The organism is Streptomyces antioxidans, assembly GCF_000968685.2.
In the GTDB taxonomy this organism is placed as follows: Bacteria; Actinomycetota; Actinomycetes; order Streptomycetales; family Streptomycetaceae; genus Streptomyces; species Streptomyces antioxidans.
Genome location: NZ_LAKD02000120.1, coordinates 35,585 through 53,364, shown reverse-complemented (window position 1 = coordinate 53,364; position 17,780 = coordinate 35,585). Strand labels below are relative to the sequence as shown.

The following is a 17,780-nucleotide window of genomic DNA, read 5'->3' as shown; positions in this document are numbered from 1 at the left end:
GTATCGGCGTATGGCTGAACAGATCATCGCCGCGTGTGACGGGGCATCGAAGGGAAACCCCGGGCCCGCGGCCTGGGCATGGGTCATCGCGGGTACGGACGGTGCGGTGGAGCGCTGGGAGGCGGGACCGCTGGGCACCGCCACCAACAATGTCGCCGAGCTGACCGCACTGCGGGAGCTGCTGGAGTCCACTGACGCCGGGGTGCCGCTGGAGGTGCGCATGGACTCGCAGTACGCGATGAAGGCGGTCACCACATGGCTGCCCGGGTGGCGGAAGAAGGGGTGGAAGACCGCCTCGGGGTCGCCGGTGGCCAACCGCGAGCTGGTGATGCGCATCGACGAGCTGCTGGGCGGCCGTACGGTGGAATTCGTCTACGTTCCGGCGCACCAGATCGACGGCGACCCGTTCAACGCGGCGGCCGACCGGGCGGCCAGCCACACGGCCCGTACCCAGCAGCCAGCGGGCACCTCGCTCGGCTCCGCCCTGCCACCGCCCGAGCCCCAGACGGCGACACGTTCGGGGCGGGGGAGTGGCAGCGGCCCGAAGCGGACCACCGGCTCACAGAGGAGCACCGGCTCAAAGAGCTCCATTAAGAAGGGCTCCATCAAGGCGAAGTTCCCCGGCCGGTGCCGCTGCGGTACGCCCTACGCCAAGGGCGAGAGCATCAGCAAGAACTCCGACGGCTGGGGCCACCCGGCCTGCGCCACCTGAGCCACGGGGCGGCTCAGGGCGGGGAGAAGAGCGTGGGGAAGCGGGGTGCGAGCCAGGGTTTGCGGCCCCAGGCGAGGACGCCGCCCCTGGCGGCGGCGCCCCACGGTCCGAGGCGGCCCAGCGCCATCAGGAGGAAGGCCGTGGGCTCGGTGAGGACGGTGCAGTCCGGGCGGCTCGGCGGGCGTGGTGTGACGGTCACCGCGCCATCGGTGAAGGTGGCGCCGAAGCAGGCGCCGCCCCTCAGCCGGATGGTGTAGCGGGCGGTGAGTCCGGCGGCGGCCGAGGTGTTGAGCACCCGTGGCATGGCCGTGATCAGGAAGGGCAGGGTCAGCTCGATCCGGGCCCGGTTGAGCATATGGGGGCGGCCCAGCGCACGGGCGAGGTCATAGCCGTGGCCCAGCATATGGGTCAGCAGATACGACCCCAGGACCTCCAGGCTCATCGGGCCCATCGGCGTGACCACGTCGCCGCGTGGCGCGTGTGACGTGCTTGGCGTGTGCGATGCGCATGAAGCGCGTGGCGCGGGCCGGGCCGCCGACCGGCGGAAGGCGTCGGCCTGCTCCACGATCATCGCGGCAAGCGGCTCGGCCCGGCGCTCGGCGAACGTGGCGAGCGCACGCTGGTTCGCCTCCGCCAGCCCCTCCGGTGTGCCGTCCCCGTGGCCGCGTTCCTTCCCGGCCGCGAGGTGTGCCATCAGCTCATTGGCCTGCGCCAGATGCGCCGCCGCCTCCCCGACCGTCCACCGCGACCCGGGCACCGGAGCCCCGGTGTCGGACGCGCCGCGCAGTGTGGCGGCGATGTCGGCCGCGGTGGCGCGTATCGCCTCGTCAAGACCGGTGGGCCAGGTCACGGTGTCAGCACGATCCTTCCGAACACCTCGCCGGTGTCCATCTTCCGGTGCGCCAGTACGGCTTGCTCCAGCGGCGGCAGCTCGTGCAACGTCGTCTCCTCGCTCTGGGGCGGATGGGCGGTTCAACGGATTCAACGAGATCGACGAGATCGACGAGATCGACGAGATCGACGAGATCGACGAGATCGACGAGATCGACGGGGACGATGGAATCGATCGGAACCGGCCCGGAGACGCTAACGGACGCCCCGTCCACTTGGCTAAAGTGAGAGCGGTGACCGACCGTTTGTCTCACCCCCTGCGCTCCGACACCTCGGACAACCGGGAGCGCATCCTCGACGGGGCCCGCGCGCTCTTCGCCACCGAAGGGCTGACGGTGCCGGTGCGGGAGATCGCCCGGCACGCCGGGGTCGGCCCCGCCACGCTGTACCGCCGTTTTCCGACCGAGCAGACACTGGCCACCGAAGCCCTCACGGACGAGATGCGCGCATGCCGCGCCATCGTCGACGAGGAGCGTGCCGCGCCGGATCCACGGCGCGGCTTCTGCCTCGTGATCGAGAAGACCTGTGAGCTGCACGCCCGCAGCCGGGGCTGCACCGAACTCCAGGCATTCCAGGCCTCGCCACAGCACTCACCGCTGCCGCCGGTGGCACGCTTGGCACCCGCGGCACCGCGCGGGATCACATCCATGGAGGGCCGGGCATGAGCCTGTGGAACAGGGCGCTGGACGCCGCGGGGATCAGCGATCCCCAATTGCGCGAGGACTACGCGCGACAGCGGAAACTCGTCGCGGGCTACCGGCGCAGCGCCTACCTGGCCGCGCGCCTGCTGCTGCCTCCGCCGTTGCTGCCCCATCTGATCGCGGCGACCGCCTTTATGCATCGCACCGACACCCTCCTCGACAGCGGCCCCGTCGCGGAGCGCGCCGGGGCCTGCGCGGAGTGGGTGAAGGAGGTACGCGACGGCCTGGCCAGTGGCGAGAGCGACCACGCCGCCGTACGGCCGCTGTTGCACACCGTCTCCGCGCACCCCGGGATGCGCGGCCGGGTCGAGGACTTCCTCGACGCGTCCGCCACCGAGCTGGAGTTCACCGGATTCGCCACCGAAGCGGACTACCAGCGTTATGTGGACGCCTATGTGCTCCCGGCGTTCATGCTGATCGCGGGCCTGATCGCCGGGGAGGATCCGGCGGCGGACTACGCGGCGGACTACCGCGAGGCGTGCCGTGTGTACATCGACGGAAGCCAGCGCCTGGACTTCGTCAACGACCTGTCCGAGGACCTTGCCGAGGGGCGCCTGAATCTGGTGCGGGAAACGCTCGACGCCCACGGTGTCACCCGCGCCGACCTGGAGAACGCCCGGGACACCCCCGCGATCCACGCTCTTCTGGCGCGGTTGCTCGGCGAGGCCCGCGCATGCCTGTCCACCAGCCGGAGCCTGGTCGGCCTCGCCCCGCCCGAGGGCCGCCCGCTCCTCCGCGCCATGATCGAGATCGAACTGCTTACGGCCGCGGCAGCCGCCGCCAAGGGCCCCGGCCTCCTCCGCGCCCCCGCCCGTACGCCGTTACCGGCCACCGCGCGGGTGCTGTTCCGGGAGCGCCGCCGCGCCCATCAGCTGCGCTGAACACCACGCCCATGGCAGCTCAGGAAGCGCGCGCCGCGCTGGCCCCGCCCGCCTCGGCGTGCGTACCGGCGCCCGCCACCGTGGTGACAGCCGAATAGAAGACGGACCTCTTCTGCTTGGTGCGGTGTGCCTGCCCCTTGGCGACGAGTGATTCCAGAGTGCCGCGCACGACCGTGGGCTTGATCTCACGCTCCGGAAGAGCCTGGCTCAGCGCGGCGGTCACCTCGGCCGCGGAGCGGGGCTCACCGTGCTGGACGAGGTCATCACGCACAAGCTCCCGAAGCGTAAACACCTTTGCCTCCCGCACCCGCTGACGACGCGTACGGCTCCCGCCCGACTCCGTCCCCTTCCGCTTGCCACCGGCCGGGTCGGCCTTCTTCCTCGGCTCGCGCGTGGCGGACACCGCCGCGCGCACCTCCCGCTTCGCGGACGAGCCATCCCCGGAGCCATTCCCGGAGCCAATGACACCACCGTTCTCCGCCGCGCCATCAGTGGCGTCGCCGCCGAGGGCCTGCCGCATGCTGAGCAGAAGCGCCCGGTTGTCCTCCAGCGCCGCCAACTGCTCCCGCAGCGCCTCGATTTCGGAGCTGAGACGTTCGTGCTCGGCGGAGTTGTGTTCCAGATCGGCCGCGACCTGGGCCGCGTACTGGGACTTCAGGCTGGTGCTCTTGGCAGGAGTGTCCACTACGAGCTCCCTCAACTGGGCACGTTGCACGTCGGTGCTGGATGGTACATGCGTGTCATGCCACGTGTGCATCGCCGACCGGACCGTGGCACACCGTGTGCGCCGGATACGGCAGACTGCGTACGGCGTCATGATCACTCGCCGTTCCCGGGTGGCGCGGTGGTCGGTGCGCCCGACCGGCCGAGCACATGAGAGGAACCACGGATGACCTTGGACGCACGACCGATACCCACCGGCGCGGACTCAACGGCGGACGCGGTGGCGGACGACCTCCCGGCCACGATGCGCGCGGCGCGGTTCGACACGGCCGCGGGCACCCTGACGGTCGAGGATGTGCCCGTGCCCCGGCCCGGAGCGGGTGAGGTCGTGGTCAAGGTGGCCGCGTGCGGCATCTGCCAGTCGGACCTGAGCCAGCTCGACGGCCATATCCCGCCCCGGCTGCAGGTGGTCACCCCCGGGCACGAGGCTTCGGGCGTGGTGGCGGCGGCCGGTGGCGGTGTCGGGCACTGGAAGCCGGGGGACCGGGTGGTCCTGGGCGCGGGGAAGGCGTGCGGTACGTGTCCCGCCTGCCGGTTCGGCGGTGGCACGAACACCTGCGAGGACCTTCAGGTGATGGCCTTCCACTACGACGGGGCCTGGGCCGAGTACGTCCTGACCGACGCCACCACGCTCATCGCCGTGCCCGACTCCGTACCCCTGGAACACGCCGCCGTGCTCGCCGACGCCGTCTCCACCCCGTACGGCGCCATCGACACCGCCCGGCTGCGGTCCGCCGAATCCGTGGGCATCTGGGGGCTGGGCGGTCTGGGCACCCACCTCGTGCAGCTCACCCGCGTCTGCGGGGCCTCCCCGATCATCGCCCTCGACCCCCTGCCCGCCGCCCGCGAGCGCGCCCTCGCCCTGGGCGCCGACTTCGCGCTCGACCCGGCGGACGGTGACACCAAGGCCAGGCTGAGGGAGATCACGGGCGGCAAGGGCCTAGACGTCGCCTTCGACTGCGTCGGCCGTACGCCCTCCTTCACCCAGGCGGAGCGCGCCCTCGGCCACCGTGGCCGTCTGGTGCTCGTCGGCATCTCGCCCGACCCGCTGGCCGTGGGCCCGGAGCTCCACTTCGTGCGCAACCGCCACACGGTGATCGGACACACCGGATACCGCATGGAACATCTGGAGGACCTGGTCGAGCTCACCGCCCGGGGCCGTCTGGACATCTCCGGGTCGGTCAGCGCGATCCTGCCCCTGGAGGACGTGAACGAGGGCATCCGCCGCCTGCGGGAGCGGGAGGGCAACCCGATCCGCATCCTGCTGCGGCCCTGAGCGCGGGGCCCCGGGCCAACCCCCGGCCTCTGCTGGCCGAAGGCCGCCGACCCCGTTCAGACCCCGGCGGCGGTCCGCTCGACCTGCGCGCGCACCCAGCTCAGGAAGGCCCGCACATCGGTGGTGGGCAGCGGTAGGGCGGAGGGGCGCGGGCGCTCGAAGCTGCGCTCCGCGGCCTCGATGAGCGGCCTGAACTCCCCCTCGGTCAGGGCGACTTCCCGCGCCGCCGCGCGCTTGGCCAGCCAGCGGCCCGTACGGCAGAACACCACCGAGCGGCAGCCGTTGAGCACCCGGTTGTCCGCGAGGTGACCTTCGCCGTCGCCGTGCTCACGGACGGAGGCGCCGATCGCGGCGAGCAGCTCCGGGCGACCCGGCGCGGCGACCACCTCCCGGGCGGGGCGGCCGAACAGCGTCAGCCCGGTCTGATGGGCCACGGAGCGGTCGATGGCGTACCAGAACGCCGGTGACCGCGCCGCGTCGAAGTCGGCCCGGTCCGGCAGCAGCGGGCCGGTGTTGAGGTCCAGTAGGTATCCGGCCGCACCCGAGGGCCGGATGGCGAAATCCGCCCCGTAGACCACCAGTTCCAGCCCCGCCGCCGGGCAGGACAGCTGAGGGTGGGCGAGGACCCGGGCCAGGTCGTGCAGGGCTGACCCGGGCAGTGACGGTTCCACGACGACCGTCACATCGACGTCGCTGCGACCGTGCCGGTAGTCCCCGAGCGCGAGGGAGCCGACCGCGAGGACGCTCACCAACTGGGGCCCGCACACCGCGCGGGTGCGCCGGACGAGTTCTTCCAGATAGGGCCGCAGTTCGGTGGGGAGGGACGGCGGATCCTCGCGGGGGTGGGCCATGTGCCCAGTATCCCCGGGCCGGTGTGCGCGGACGGCCATGGCCCAGCTGCCGTGTCTGATCTGCCGGGTCCGGGAGGTGCGAGGGCTCGCCGACTCGCTACTCGGCTTCCCCGGCAAAGCCGTAGTGAAGCCCCCGGCCCGGGACCGGCAGTCCCGCGGGCAGCCGGGAACCGGCCAGTTCGGGAACGGCGACGGCGTCCCAGTCCACGCCACTGTCCGCGAGGTGCTGGCCGAGGTCGACCGAGCCCACCTCCGCGCCGTCCACATGGGCGGTCAGGGTGGGTTCGCCACCGAGCCCACCCTCGGACAGGGTGAGCCACTTGTCGCAGGCCCAGCGGATCTTAGCCGCGTCGGACGCGACGATGGTCGCGCTGTTCCGCACGGATCCGCTCCATACCTCGTCCTCCATGACGTAGAAGCTGTACGCGTCCTCCGCCGCGGGCTTGTCACCGACACCGAGGAGCACGGCCAACTCGTCCAGCCCGGCCTCCGCGTGGCGGGTGGGACCGGCCGCGCGTATCCGGGCGTACAGCTGCTCCGCCTCGATGCGCCGCCGTTCGACGGTGCTCTCGTCCTCCCCGTACCACTTCATCACGTCGGGATTCATATCCCGACACGTCTCCCAGTAGGAGATCTGCTGGGCCAGGCGCCCGGTCAGCAGGGTCAGGGCCGTGACATCGTCGGGGTCTGCCGCCACCGCGGCGCGCAGCCAGGGCTCTTCGGGCCAGGACGGTTCGCCGTCCCCGGGCTCGGCCGGGTCCGCTGCCGTCAGGCACAGCAATCGCCCCAGCCGGAGCGCGGCTTGCGCATCGCCCGCGGCCGCCGTGCTCCGCAGCCGTACGAGGGTATCGTCGGTGATCGTCATGGGACGACGCTACGCCCCGCCACCGCGCGCTCAACGGCCTGTGCCCGGAGAGTCAGACCATGGCGGGCAGCCCGGGCAACAGCTTCTCGAGGGTGATGGGGAAGTCCCGTACGCGCACTCCCGTTGCGTTGAACACCGCGTTGGCCACCGCCGCACCGGATCCGCAGATGCCCACCTCGCCGATGCCCTTCGCGCCGAGGGGGTTGGCCTTGTCGTCGTAGCCTTCGAGGACGACGGCGTCGATGTCGGCGGGGATGTCACCGTTGACCGGCACCAGATATCCCGCGAAGTCCCGGTTGACGAAGGCGCCGGATCGCGGGTCGACGACGGCCTCTTCCTCGAGGGCCGCGCCGACGCCCCAGATCATGCCGCCGATCAGCTGTGAACGGGCCGTCTTCGGGTTGAACACACGGCCCACCGAGAACACGCTGAGCATCCGCCGCAGACGGATCTCGGCGGTGTCCCCGTCGACGCCCACCTCGGCGAAGTGCGCTCCGTAGGTGTTGATGGAGTAGTCCGAGTAGTTCGGGTCGTCGCCCATGAAACGGGTCTGGCCCTCCGCCTCCACACCGTCGGGATGGTGGCGCGCGACGATCTCGAGCAGCGTCTCCGAGGCGTCACCGATGGCCACGTCGCCGCCCGCGAACACCGCCGCCGCCGGGTCCCGGCCGTGCAGCGGGGAGCGTGGGTCACCGCAGGCCGCGTCCAGCAGCTTGGTGCGCAGCGCCGCGCACGCCCGGTGCACCGCGGTGGACGAATTGGTGGCGCCCCACGAGCCCCCGGACCCCCAGCTGGAGGGGTGGTCCGAACGCCCGAGGTCGATCCGCACGCGGTCCAGCGGGAGTCCCAGTCCCTCGGCCCCGACCTGGGTCAGGATGGTGTACGTGCCCGTGCCGAGGTCGGTCATGTCGGTCTGGACGGCGGCGGTGCCGTCCGGCTCCAGCCGCACCCGCACCGTCGTCGGCCCCTGGAAGTGCCCCCGGATGGCGGCCGACATGCCGTAGCCGATCAGCCACCGTCCCTCGCGCACGCTCGCGGGCGTGGCCGGGCGGTCCTCCCAGCCGAACCGGCGCGCGCCTTCGCGCAGACACTCCACCAGGTGCCGGTCGCTGTACGGCACGTTCCGCTCGGGGTCGACGGTGGGCTCGTTGCGGATCCGCAGCTCCACCGGGTCCATCCCGAGCGCATCGGCCAGCTCGTCCATCGCCGACTCGACCGAGAGCATGCCCGGTGCCTCGCCCGGCGCGCGGACGTCCGTTCCGCGCGGCAGGTCGAGCGCCGTCAACCGGTGGCTGGTCAGCCGGTGGGGCGCGGCGTAGAGGCTGCGGACGGTGGCGGCGGTCTGCTCGGCGTACTCGACGTCGGGGTTGGTGTGCATGGTGACGTCGTGGGCGATCGCGGCCAGCCGTCCGTCGGGCCCCGCGCCCAGCCGGACCCGCTGGCTCGAGGTGGGACGCATGCCCACGAGCTGGAAGACCTGCTGGCGGGTCAGTGTGACCTTGACCGGCCGGCCCAGCATGCGGGCGGCGAGCGCCGCCAGGATCGTCTCGGAGTGGATGCCCAGCTTGGAGCCGAATCCGCCACCGACGAAGGGGGTGACGATGTGCACCCGCTCCGGGTCCATCAGCAGGGTGCTGGCGACCGAGTCCCGCGCCGCGTCGGTGATCTGGCAGCTGGCGTAGACGACCAGGTCCTCGCCGCGCGGTTCCGCCATGGACGCGTTCGGCTCGATCGGCATCGAGAACTCGTACGGCGTCGTGTACTGCTCGTCGACCTTGACCTCCGCACGGGCGAACCCGGCGTCGAAATCGCCGACGGCGGTGTCGGTGGGGAGACCGGCGTTGAGCGTCTTCGGGACGTAGGTGTCGTCCTCGAACTCGCCGAAGTCGAAACGGCCCCGCCCGGCGTGGTACTCGACCTCCACCAGGTCGGCCGCGTCCCGCGCCTGCTCGAAGGTCTCGGCGACGACCAGTGCCACCGGCTCGCCGAAGAAGTGGACGTCCGGGCCGGTCAACATCGGCTGGGCGCGCCAGTATTCAAACGGGATGGACTCGTCGCGGGTGCCTTGCGCCGGGACGTTGAGGTGGGTCATCACCAGCTGGACACCGGACGCGCCTTCCGCCTCCTCGGTGTCGATCCGGGTGATCCGGCCCTTGCCGATCGTCGCACCGACGATGAAGCCGTAGAGCGGCCGGCCGGCCTCCCAGTGCTCATAGGCGTAGGTGGCCCGGCCGGTGGCCTTCAGCGGGCCGTCGACGCGGTTCACAGCTTGCCCGATCATCTCGCCTCCTCAGCTCGTCCCGGCCGCCTGCGCCAGCGTGCGGCACAGGGTGCGTTTGGCCAGCTCGATCTTGAAGTCGTTGTCACCCCGCCCGACCGCGCCGCGTAGGGCCGCCTCCGCGGCGGCGCGATAGGTGTCCATCGTGGCCGGACGGTCGGTCAGCACGTCCTCCGCCTCCACGGACCGCCACGGCTTGTGCGCCACCCCGCCGAACGCCACCCGCGCCTCCCGGATCGTTCCCCGGTCGGCCGAGACGACGGCCGCCACCGAGACCAGCGCGAACTCGTACGACGCCCGGTCCCGCACCTTGCGGTAGAGCTGCCCGCCCGGTAGGGGCGGGGGCAGCAGCACGCCCGTGATCATCTCGTCGTCGCCCAGTACGTTCTCGATGTGCGGCGTATCGCCCGGCAGCCGGTAGAAGTCCGTGATGGCGACCCGGCGCGCCGATCCATCGGCCCGGAGCAGCTCGATCTCCGCGTCGAGCGCGGTCATCGCCACGGCCATGTCCGAGGGGTGGGTGGCGATGCAGGACTCGCTCGCGCCGAGGATCGCGTGGATCCGGTTGAACCCGCCGATCGCCGAACACCCCGATCCGGGGTCGCGCTTGTTGCAGCCCGCGGCCGTGTCGTAGAAGTACGGACAGCGCGTGCGCTGTACCAGATTCCCCCCGGTGGACGCCTTGTTGCGCAGCTGGCCGGAGGCACCCGACACCAGCGCCTCCGACAGCGCCGGATAGCGGGTGCGCACCCGGGGATCGGCCGCCACATCGGAGTTCCGCGCCTGGGCGCCGATGAGCAGTCCACCGTCCGGCAGCTCCTCGATGTCCCGCAGCGGAAGCCGGCTGATGTCCACCAGATGGCTGGGGTACTCGATGTCGAGCTTCATCAGGTCGAGCAGATTGGTGCCGCCGCTGATGAACTTCGCGCCCGGCCGGGCCACCGCGGCGACGGCGGCCCGGGTGTCCGTCGCCCGCTCGTAAGTGAATGACTTCATGGGGCGCCTCCCTCCGCGTTGTCGCGGATGGCCGCGACGATGTTCGGATAGGCGGCGCAACGACAGATGTTGCCGCTCATCCGCTCGCGGATCTCGTCATCGGTCAGCTCGACCCGCGAGGAGGACACATCGGCGGTGACATGGCTGGGCCACCCCGCCCTCACCTCGGCGAGCATGCCGACGGCCGAACAGATCTGGCCGGGGGTGCAGTAGCCGCACTGGAAGCCGTCGCACTCCACGAAGGCCCGCTGCATGGGGTGCAGATGGTCGGGATCGCCCAGGCCCTCGATCGTCATGATCTCGTCGTCCTCGTGCATCACGGCCAGGCTCAGACAGGAGAGGACACGTCGGCCGTTGATCAGCACCGTGCAGGCGCCGCACTGCCCGTGATCACACCCCTTCTTGGTCCCGCTCAGGCGCAGCTCTTCCCGCAGCGCGTCGAGCAGCGAGGTCCGCGGATCCACCTCGAGCTGCCGCACCTGATCGTTGATGTTCAGCTTGATCGCCGAGGGTGGGGCTGTCCCGTCCTGGCTCCGCCTCGTGGCGTGGGTATCCGAAGCGCTCATCACGGCCCGCCTTCCTCGCTAGGTGCAGGTGTCACCCCGGATGTGCGGTGCGACTGCCGGGCACGCTCCCTGTCCCCAGGCTCTCGCAAGAAGGCGGACGTCGCACTGCGGGATGGTGGCTACGGAGCGTAGCTAGACGATGACTGACCGTGTGTCGGCGTCATGGTGGGCCATGACCACCCGCGCCCCGGCGACCGCAGGTGTGACCTCGGCGACCGCAGGTGTAATACGGGCGCCCCTCGGGCACCCGCGCCCGGAAAGGATCACGCCTGTCAAGAGAGCGGGCCCGGTCCGGACGCCTGGCCGGGACCGCGGAACGGAAGGCCATGAGCAGCGGTTTCATGGGTCCGGGGGACTTCGGTCCAGACCCGTTCGAGGAATTCATGGCACGGTTCCTCGACGGCGGACCGCGCCCCGGCCTCCGCCACATCGACATCGGCCGCCTGATGAGCGACCCCGCCCGGCAACTCGTCGCCGACGCGGCCAGCTACGCCGCCGAGCACGGCAGCGCCGATCTGGACACCAAGCACCTGCTGCGTGCGGCGCTGGCCACCGAGCCGACCCGGGGGCTGCTGGCGGGGGCGGGCGCCGACACCGACGCGCTGGCCTCGGAGATCGACCGGATGAGCGGCGAGGGGCCGCGGCGCACCCAGCTGTCCGTCACCCCCGCGGTCAAGCGCGCCCTGCTGGACGCCCACGAACTGGCCCGTGCGAACGGCGCCTCCTACATCGGCCCCGAGCACATGCTCGGGGCGCTGGCCGCCAACCACGGCTCCACGGCCGGTCGCATCCTCAACTCCCTGCCCTCCGACCCCGCGGCGGGCCGGGGCGGGCCGCAGGGCGCACCGGGCCGGCCGCCGGTCGGCAGTGCGGCCGGGCAGCAGCCCGGCCGGCGGCACGACACACCCACCCTCGACACGTTCAGCCGCGATCTGACCGACCTCGCCCACGCAGGGTGGATCGACCCGGTCATCGGCCGCGAGCAGGAGATCGAGCAGACCGTCGAGGTGCTGTCCCGCCGCGGCAAGAACAACCCCGTACTGATCGGCGACGCCGGTGTCGGCAAGACCGCCATCGTCGAAGGACTCGCCCAGCGCGTGGCCGAGGGAGACGTCCCCGACACCCTCCTGGGCCGCCGGGTGGTCGCCCTGGACATGTCCGCGGTCGTCGCGGGCACCCGCTACCGCGGTGACTTCGAGGAGCGGCTGAGCGGCATCATCGACGAGATCCGCACCCACTCCGAGGAGCTGATCGTCTTCCTCGACGAGCTGCACACCGTGGTCGGCGCGGGCTCGAGCGGCACCGAGGGCGGTTCCATGGACGCGGGCAACATGCTCAAGCCCGCCCTGGCCCGTGGCGAACTCCATGTCATCGGCGCCACCACACTGGAGGAGTACCGCCGCCACATCGAGAAGGACGCGGCGCTGGCCCGGCGCTTCCAGCCCATCCTGGTCCCTGAGCCCTCCGCCGCCGACGCGGTGGAGATCCTGCGCGGTCTGCGCGACCGCTACGAGGCCCATCACCAGGTCCGCTTCACCGATGAGGCGCTGCTCGCCGCCGTCGAGCTGTCCGACCGCTACCTCAGCGACCGGTTCCTGCCCGACAAGGCCATCGACCTGGTGGACCAGGCCGGTGCCCGGGTGCGGCTGCGCTCGCGCACCAAGGGCACCGACACCCGCACCCTGGAGCGCGAGGCCGAGCAGCTGACCCGGGACAAGGACCAGGCGGTGGCCGCGGAGGAGTACGAGCGGGCCACCGAACTGCGCGACCGCATCGGCGAGTTGAACCGCAGGATCGAGGCCGACGGCGACAGTGAGCCCGACGACGGGCAGAGCCTGGAGGTCACCGCGGAGGACATCGCCGAGGTGGTCTCCCGCCAGACCGGGATCCCGGTCAGCAGCCTCACCCAGGAGGAGAAGGCCCGCCTGCTCGGCCTGGAGGAACATCTCCGCGAGCGGGTCATCGGCCAGGACGAGGCCGTCGGCGCGGTCGCCGAGGCGGTGCTGCGCTCCCGGGCCGGTCTCGCCGACCCCGGCCGCCCCATCGGCAGCTTCCTCTTCCTAGGCCCGACCGGCGTCGGCAAGACCGAACTCGCCCGTGCGCTGGCCGAGGCGCTGTTCGGCAGCGAGGAGCTGATGGTCCGTCTGGACATGAGCGAGTACCAGGAGCGGCACACCGTCAGCCGGCTGGTCGGCGCGCCACCCGGCTACGTCGGCCACGAGGAGGCCGGACAGCTCACCGAGGCGGTGCGGCGCCGCCCGTACGCGCTGCTCCTGCTCGACGAGATCGAGAAGGCGCACCCGGGCGTGTTCAACACCCTGCTCCAGGTGCTGGACGACGGCCGGCTCACCGACGCCCACGGCCGTACGGTGGACTTCCGCAACACCGTCGTCGTGATGACCAGCAACCTCGGCTCCGAGGCCATCGGCGGGCGCGGTGCCCTCGGCTTCGGGACCGCGGACGCGGAGACGGACGAGCAGGCCCGGCGCGAGCGCGTCCTGCGACCGCTGCGCGAGCACGCCCGGCCCGAATTCCTCAACCGCGTCGACGAGATCGTGGTCTTCCGGCAGCTCACGGACGGGCATCTGCGCCAGATCACCGATCTGCTGCTGGAGGAGACCCGCCGTCGGCTGCACGCCCAGGACGTCACCGTGGAGTTCGCCCCGGAGGCCGTCGACTGGATCGCGCGGCGCGGCCATGAACCCGCCTACGGTGCCAGGCCGCTGCGCCGCACCATCCAGCGGGAAGTGGACAACCGTCTGTCGCGACTGCTGCTGGACGGCGAGATCGCCTCCGGCGACCGGGCCCGGGTGGAGGTCGCGGACGGAGCGCTGGTGTTCCACACCGACGCCCCCTCGAAGGCCGGGCGACCGTGAGGCCCGCGTGGGCGGCGGCCGCCGGGACGTGTCCGGCCCCTCTTCCGCCGTATGGTGGGAGGAGTCCACCGGGGGGACGCCGCCCCGAACGGGGCGGCGGACCGGGGTAGCCGACGCGCCGCAGGCGGAAGGGAGCGCATCGGACATGGACCAGCAGCAACCGCACCCTGACCGCACCCCAGGGTCTCCCGGAGCGTCCCGGCTTCGGCCGAGCGTGGGCGTGCCCCCGGGCGAGACCCCACCGGCCGAGGGCAGCCTCTCGGAGGCGGGCCCCCGCGAGACCTACAACCCCACGAAGGGCTGGTCGAAGGGGCCCACGATCGTCATCTGGCTCTTCGTGGCGCTGTTCGCGACCTTCTGCGTCGCGTTCGCGATCGCCGTGCTGGGATGACGTACGCCGTACTGGGGTGACGTAAAGGCGACCGGCGGCCCCACCACAGCACACCACGGCCGCCCCGACCGGCCCCGTACGGTTTTCTCCGCAGGTGGAAGGGCACCCGTCCGGCATGGATCACACGGAGGCTCCGGTTCTGGAGGCCCTGGCCCGCTACCACGAGCGCGGGGCCCTTCCCTTCGCCCCGCCCGGGCACAAGCAGGGCAGGGGCGCCGACCCGGACGTCGTCAAGGTCCTGGGGGAGGAGGTGTTCCGCACCGGCCTCCTCACCTGCGGCGGCCTTGACGACCGGCTGGGGTCGGGCCGGGTGCTGGAGCGCGCGGAGGAGCTGATGGCGGACGCGGTGCGCGCCGAGCACACCTTCTTCTCGACCTGCGGCAGTGCGGAGTACCCGCGAAATCGCCTGGCAACCGGATCCGCGAGGTGGCGTGGTGCGGTGGCGCCATCCGCGGCGCGATTGCGGCAGGTGGTGAGGGGAACCCGGCCAGCGGGGCCGAAGCCCGGCGGAGACGGCCCATCCTGGCAGAGGCGGACGGAGCGGACGGAACGTGGAAGGAACCGTGAGCGACACCCATCCCACGGCGACGGCCCGGCCGATGCCCTTGCCCACGGCGCGGGGCGAGGTGTCCGGGGCGCTCGTCGACGCCCTCGTGCACGAGCCCGGCGGGCCGATGTCGTCCCGCGGGGCGACGCTGCCCGGCGGCCGCTCGCTCCGCGAGGCCGACCCGTACGGCGACGATCTGCAGCTCGCGCTGTATGTCTGCTACGAGCTCCACTACCAGGGCTTCTCCGGTGTGGACGACGCATGGGAGTGGGATCCGGAACTGCTGCGGACGCGGCAGGCGCTGGAGCGACGCTTCCTTGACGCCCTGCGCTCCGATGCCACCACGCACGACGACCCGGACGCCGCCGTGTCCGGGCTGCTGCTGGAGCCCGCCGACGGGACGGGCGTCTCGCACTTCCTCCGGGACGAGGGCGAGCGGTGGCAGCTGCGTGAGTACATCGCGCACCGATCGCTCTACCAGCTCAAGGAGGCCGATCCGCAGGTGTGGGTCCTGCCACGGCTGCGGGGCCGGGCCAAGGCGGCGATGGCGGCCGTGGAGTACGACGAGTTCGGGGCCGGGCACGGGGACCGGGTGCACGCGGAACTGTTCGCCGGTCTGATGGCCGACCTGGGCCTGGACCCGGCGTACAACCACTATCTGGACGCCACGTCGGCACGGATGCTGGCGGTGGTCAACATGATGTCCCTGCTGGGCCTGCACAGGGCGCTGCGCGGTGCCCTGGTGGGCCACTTCGCCACCGTCGAGATCACCTCCTCGCCGGCCTCCGACCGACTGGCCCGGGCGCTGCGGCGGCTGGGCGCGGGCGAGGCGGCGGTGTTCTTCTACACCGAGCACGTGGAGGCCGACGCCGTACACGAACAGGTCGTACGCCATGGGGTGATCGACGACCTCCTGAAGCGCGAACCCGGACTCGCCGCGGACGTGGCGTTCGGGGTCGACGCCACCGTGTTCCTGGAGGACCGCTTCGCCGATGAGGTCCTGGACACGTGGCGTAAGGGCCGGTCCTCACTCCGCGTCCCGCTGTGACCCCGGCTGTGCCACCGCCACCATGCCCAGATGGAGCGATGACCGCGACGAGGTAGGCTGCGGGCTCGTGAGCGCCAAGCCGGACGGGAACCAGGGAACCGACTCTGACCAGGGGAAGCCGGCCGCCACACTGATCGGGGCGGCCCGGCGCCTCGCCCACGAGGTGCTGGCGCCCGGTGCCGAGGCCGCCGACCGCGAGGGCGTCTCCCCGGCCGCGATCGGCGAGGTCAAGAGGTCCGGGGTGCTCGGGGTGAGCGGCCCGGCGGCGTACGGCGGGGCGCAGGCGCCGGACGCGGTGGCCCGCGAGATCGCCGAAATCCTCGCTGGGGCCTGCTGCTCCACCTACTTCGTCCAGGCCCAGCACCACACCCCGGTCAGGATGCTCGCCGCCTCCGACTCCCCGGCGCGCGAGCGGCTGCTGCGCCCGCTGTGCGACGGCACGCTGCTGTCCGGTATCGCCTTCTCCCATCTGCGGGCCTTCCCCCGCACACCGGTGCGGGTCACCCGGGCCCCCGGCGGCAGGCGCTTCGACGGGCGGGTGCCGTGGTACACCGGCTGGGGCCTGAACGATGTGATGCTGCTCGCCGGGGTCACCGACGACGGCCAGGCGCTGTTCGCCTTCGCGGACGCCCGGGAGCAGCCCGGACTGCGGGCCACGCCGCCGCTCGAGCTCGCCGCGCTGACCGGCACCCGTACGGTCGGCCTGGAGCTGGACGGACTGGTGGTGCCCGAGGAGGCGGTGGTCTGGAGCCGTCCCCACGAGGAGTGGGCGGTCGCGGACCGGCCGAAGAACACCAACCCCAACCCGGCCGTGTTCGGCGTGGCCGGCGCCGCCCTGGACCTGCTGGAGGCGGCCGGGGACGCGGAGGCGAAGGAGACGGCGCGGGTGCTGGGCGAGCGGCTGCGCACGGTGCGCCGGGACGCGTACGCGCTGGTGGACGAGGTGCCCGCGGGCGAGCGCCTGGCGGACCGGCTCGCGGTGAAGACCCGGGCCTACGATGTGCTGCGCGCCGCCACCACCGCGGCGATCGTGGCGGGCGGCGGCCGGGCCTTCGGCCTCGGCAGCCCCGCCCAACGGCTGGCCCGCGAGGGCCTGTTCCTGGTGGTGCAGGGGCAGACCACGGACGTCCGCAGCGCGCATCTGCGAGCCCTGCGCGGCTGACCGGCGCGCGGGTGACCGAAGGCCCGGGTGGGATGACCGGGGGCCCGGCCGCTACAGCTTCTCGAAGGGATCGTGGCTCGCGAGCAGTTGCTCCACCCGCGCCTGATCGACCCGGCTGACGATCTGCCCGGCCTCCTGCCGGTCCCTGACCACCTTGGCCAGGGTGAAGGCGGAGGTCACCAGGTAGAGCACGGAGATGGCGAGGAAGCCGCGCACCCAGGCGTCGGCGCTCAGCCGGAAGATGCCGATGGCGGTGGCGGCCATGGCGACGGCGAAGGAGGCGACGGCCTGACCGTAGAACGCGGCCGTGCTCTGCTGCTTGACCGGTGTCTCACTCATGCGGACAAGGATGGGCGGATGCGGTCGGCTCCATATCCGTCCGGATACTCAGGTACGTACTCAGACATCGGGCGCCGTCAGTGCGGTTGGCGCAGTCCCGCGATGAGGAGTTCGACCAGTCGGCGTGCGTCATAGCCGGGGTCGTGCTCGGCGCCGATGCAGAGGTTCCCGACGCCGCGCATGAGCTCGTAGGCCTTGGGGCCGGACCGGATCTCACCCGCGTCGGCCGCCGCGTCGAGCAGTTGGGCGCACACGGGCAGGAGGCGGTCGATGAAGTACGAGTGCAGCGTGTCGAAGCTCGTGTTGTCGGACCGCAGTACGCCGGCGAGGCCGTGCTTGGTGACCAGGAAGTCGACAAAGAGATTGATCCACTGGCTCAGTGCGGCATGCGGCGTCGCGCTGCTCGCCAGCAGGGCCGGACCGGCCTCGGCGCAGGCCTCGACCTGGTGCCGGTAGACGGCGATGATCAGGTCCGCCCGGGTTGGGAAGTGGCGGTAGATCGTGCCCACCCCGACACCGGCCCTGGCTGCGATGTCGCGCACCGGCGCCTCCACGCCCGAGGTGACGAACACCGAGGCGGCGGCGTCGAGCAGGGTCTCCTGGTTGCGCCGGGCGTCCGCCCGCTTGGACCGGGCCGAGGGTCCCGCGCCCATGTCGCCGTCGTTCACCGCGCCGCT

General features: G+C 72.0%; 17 protein-coding genes and 2 pseudogenes. 9 read left to right on the top strand and 10 right to left on the bottom strand.

Annotated elements, in window-relative coordinates:
- The first annotated feature begins 10 nt into the window (after positions 1-10).
- Complete coding sequence (locus VT50_RS34210; RefSeq protein ID WP_046086355.1) at positions 11-712, top strand: ribonuclease H family protein; 702 nt, start codon at positions 11-13, stop codon at positions 710-712.
- Positions 713-725: 13 nt separating this feature from the next.
- Here VT50_RS34210 and VT50_RS34205 read toward each other — a convergent pair whose 3' ends face one another.
- Entirely contained in the window at positions 726-1,562 is an 837-nt protein-coding gene (locus tag VT50_RS34205; protein ID WP_046086356.1) for a maleylpyruvate isomerase family mycothiol-dependent enzyme, read from the bottom strand.
- A pseudogene (locus tag VT50_RS34200) lies at positions 1,559-1,657 on the bottom strand (NADPH:quinone reductase); the annotation flags it as partial. The pseudogene VT50_RS34200 and the gene VT50_RS34205, both read right to left, overlap by 4 nt.
- 179 nt (positions 1,658-1,836) lie before the next feature.
- On the opposite strand from VT50_RS34200, the gene VT50_RS34195 reads away from it, so the two are divergent.
- Positions 1,837-2,268 (top strand): TetR/AcrR family transcriptional regulator, encoded by a 432-nt coding sequence (locus tag VT50_RS34195; protein WP_046086357.1) that lies wholly within the window; start codon positions 1,837-1,839, stop codon positions 2,266-2,268.
- Positions 2,265-3,185 (top strand): phytoene/squalene synthase family protein, encoded by a 921-nt coding sequence (locus tag VT50_RS34190; protein WP_046086358.1) that lies wholly within the window; start codon positions 2,265-2,267, stop codon positions 3,183-3,185. Before VT50_RS34195 ends, VT50_RS34190 begins: the two co-directional genes overlap by 4 nt.
- Positions 3,186-3,204: 19 nt before the next feature.
- On the opposite strand, the gene VT50_RS34185 is transcribed toward VT50_RS34190, so the two are convergent.
- A complete protein-coding gene (locus tag VT50_RS34185; RefSeq protein ID WP_046086359.1) occupies positions 3,205-3,870 on the bottom strand; it encodes a hypothetical protein in 666 nt (221 codons plus the stop codon).
- Between the two features lie 204 nt (positions 3,871-4,074).
- Here VT50_RS34185 and VT50_RS34180 point away from each other — a divergent pair, with 204 nt between their 5' ends.
- Positions 4,075-5,184 carry a zinc-binding dehydrogenase gene (locus VT50_RS34180; protein WP_107424944.1) on the top strand — a complete coding sequence of 370 codons (1,110 nt, stop codon included), beginning with the start codon at positions 4,075-4,077 and terminating at the stop codon, positions 5,182-5,184.
- Between the two features lie 56 nt (positions 5,185-5,240).
- Here VT50_RS34180 and VT50_RS34175 read toward each other — a convergent pair whose 3' ends face one another.
- The 5 genes from VT50_RS34175 to VT50_RS34155 form a co-directional block, all read right to left on the bottom strand.
- A complete protein-coding gene (locus tag VT50_RS34175) occupies positions 5,241-6,035 on the bottom strand; it encodes an aminoglycoside adenylyltransferase domain-containing protein (RefSeq protein ID WP_046086360.1) in 795 nt (264 codons plus the stop codon).
- 97 nt (positions 6,036-6,132) lie between these two features.
- Positions 6,133-6,900: a hypothetical protein gene (locus VT50_RS34170; protein ID WP_046086361.1), complete on the bottom strand. Its 768-nt coding sequence runs from the start codon at positions 6,898-6,900 to the stop codon at positions 6,133-6,135.
- A 52-nt stretch (positions 6,901-6,952) separates the two neighbouring features.
- Positions 6,953-9,181 carry a xanthine dehydrogenase family protein molybdopterin-binding subunit gene (locus tag VT50_RS34165; RefSeq protein ID WP_046086362.1) on the bottom strand — a complete coding sequence of 743 codons (2,229 nt, stop codon included), beginning with the start codon at positions 9,179-9,181 and terminating at the stop codon, positions 6,953-6,955.
- Positions 9,182-9,190: 9 nt separating this feature from the next.
- A complete protein-coding gene (locus VT50_RS34160) occupies positions 9,191-10,174 on the bottom strand; it encodes an FAD binding domain-containing protein (RefSeq protein WP_046086363.1) in 984 nt (327 codons plus the stop codon).
- Complete coding sequence (locus tag VT50_RS34155) at positions 10,171-10,740, bottom strand: 2Fe-2S iron-sulfur cluster-binding protein (protein WP_046086364.1); 570 nt, start codon at positions 10,738-10,740, stop codon at positions 10,171-10,173. The genes VT50_RS34160 and VT50_RS34155 overlap by 4 nt, the downstream gene beginning before the upstream one ends.
- A 326-nt stretch (positions 10,741-11,066) precedes the next feature.
- Here VT50_RS34155 and VT50_RS34150 point away from each other — a divergent pair, with 326 nt between their 5' ends.
- The 5 genes and pseudogenes from VT50_RS34150 (at position 11,067) to VT50_RS34130 (ending at position 16,764) form a co-directional block, all read left to right on the top strand.
- Entirely contained in the window at positions 11,067-13,616 is a 2,550-nt protein-coding gene (locus tag VT50_RS34150; RefSeq protein ID WP_053048576.1) for an ATP-dependent Clp protease ATP-binding subunit, read from the top strand.
- 145 nt (positions 13,617-13,761) lie between these two features.
- Positions 13,762-14,007, top strand: a complete 246-nt coding sequence (locus tag VT50_RS39175; RefSeq protein WP_046086365.1) for a DUF6480 family protein — start codon at positions 13,762-13,764, stop codon at positions 14,005-14,007.
- 115 nt (positions 14,008-14,122) lie between these two features.
- Positions 14,123-14,332, top strand: a pseudogene (locus VT50_RS34140) (ornithine decarboxylase); the annotation flags it as partial.
- 274 nt (positions 14,333-14,606) lie between these two features.
- On the top strand, positions 14,607-15,602 hold the full coding sequence (locus tag VT50_RS34135) for an iron-containing redox enzyme family protein (RefSeq protein ID WP_046086409.1): 996 nt from the start codon (positions 14,607-14,609) through the stop codon (positions 15,600-15,602).
- Positions 15,603-15,732: 130 nt separating this feature from the next.
- On the top strand, positions 15,733-16,764 hold the full coding sequence (locus VT50_RS34130) for an acyl-CoA dehydrogenase family protein (RefSeq protein ID WP_046086410.1): 1,032 nt from the start codon (positions 15,733-15,735) through the stop codon (positions 16,762-16,764).
- A gap of 51 nt (positions 16,765-16,815) precedes the next feature.
- Here VT50_RS34130 and VT50_RS34125 read toward each other — a convergent pair whose 3' ends face one another.
- Positions 16,816-17,103: a YiaA/YiaB family inner membrane protein gene (locus VT50_RS34125; RefSeq protein WP_046086366.1), complete on the bottom strand. Its 288-nt coding sequence runs from the start codon at positions 17,101-17,103 to the stop codon at positions 16,816-16,818.
- A 77-nt stretch (positions 17,104-17,180) separates the two neighbouring features.
- Positions 17,181-17,771 carry a TetR/AcrR family transcriptional regulator gene (locus tag VT50_RS34120; RefSeq protein ID WP_046086367.1) on the bottom strand — a complete coding sequence of 197 codons (591 nt, stop codon included), beginning with the start codon at positions 17,769-17,771 and terminating at the stop codon, positions 17,181-17,183.
- Positions 17,772-17,780: the final 9 nt, after the last annotated feature.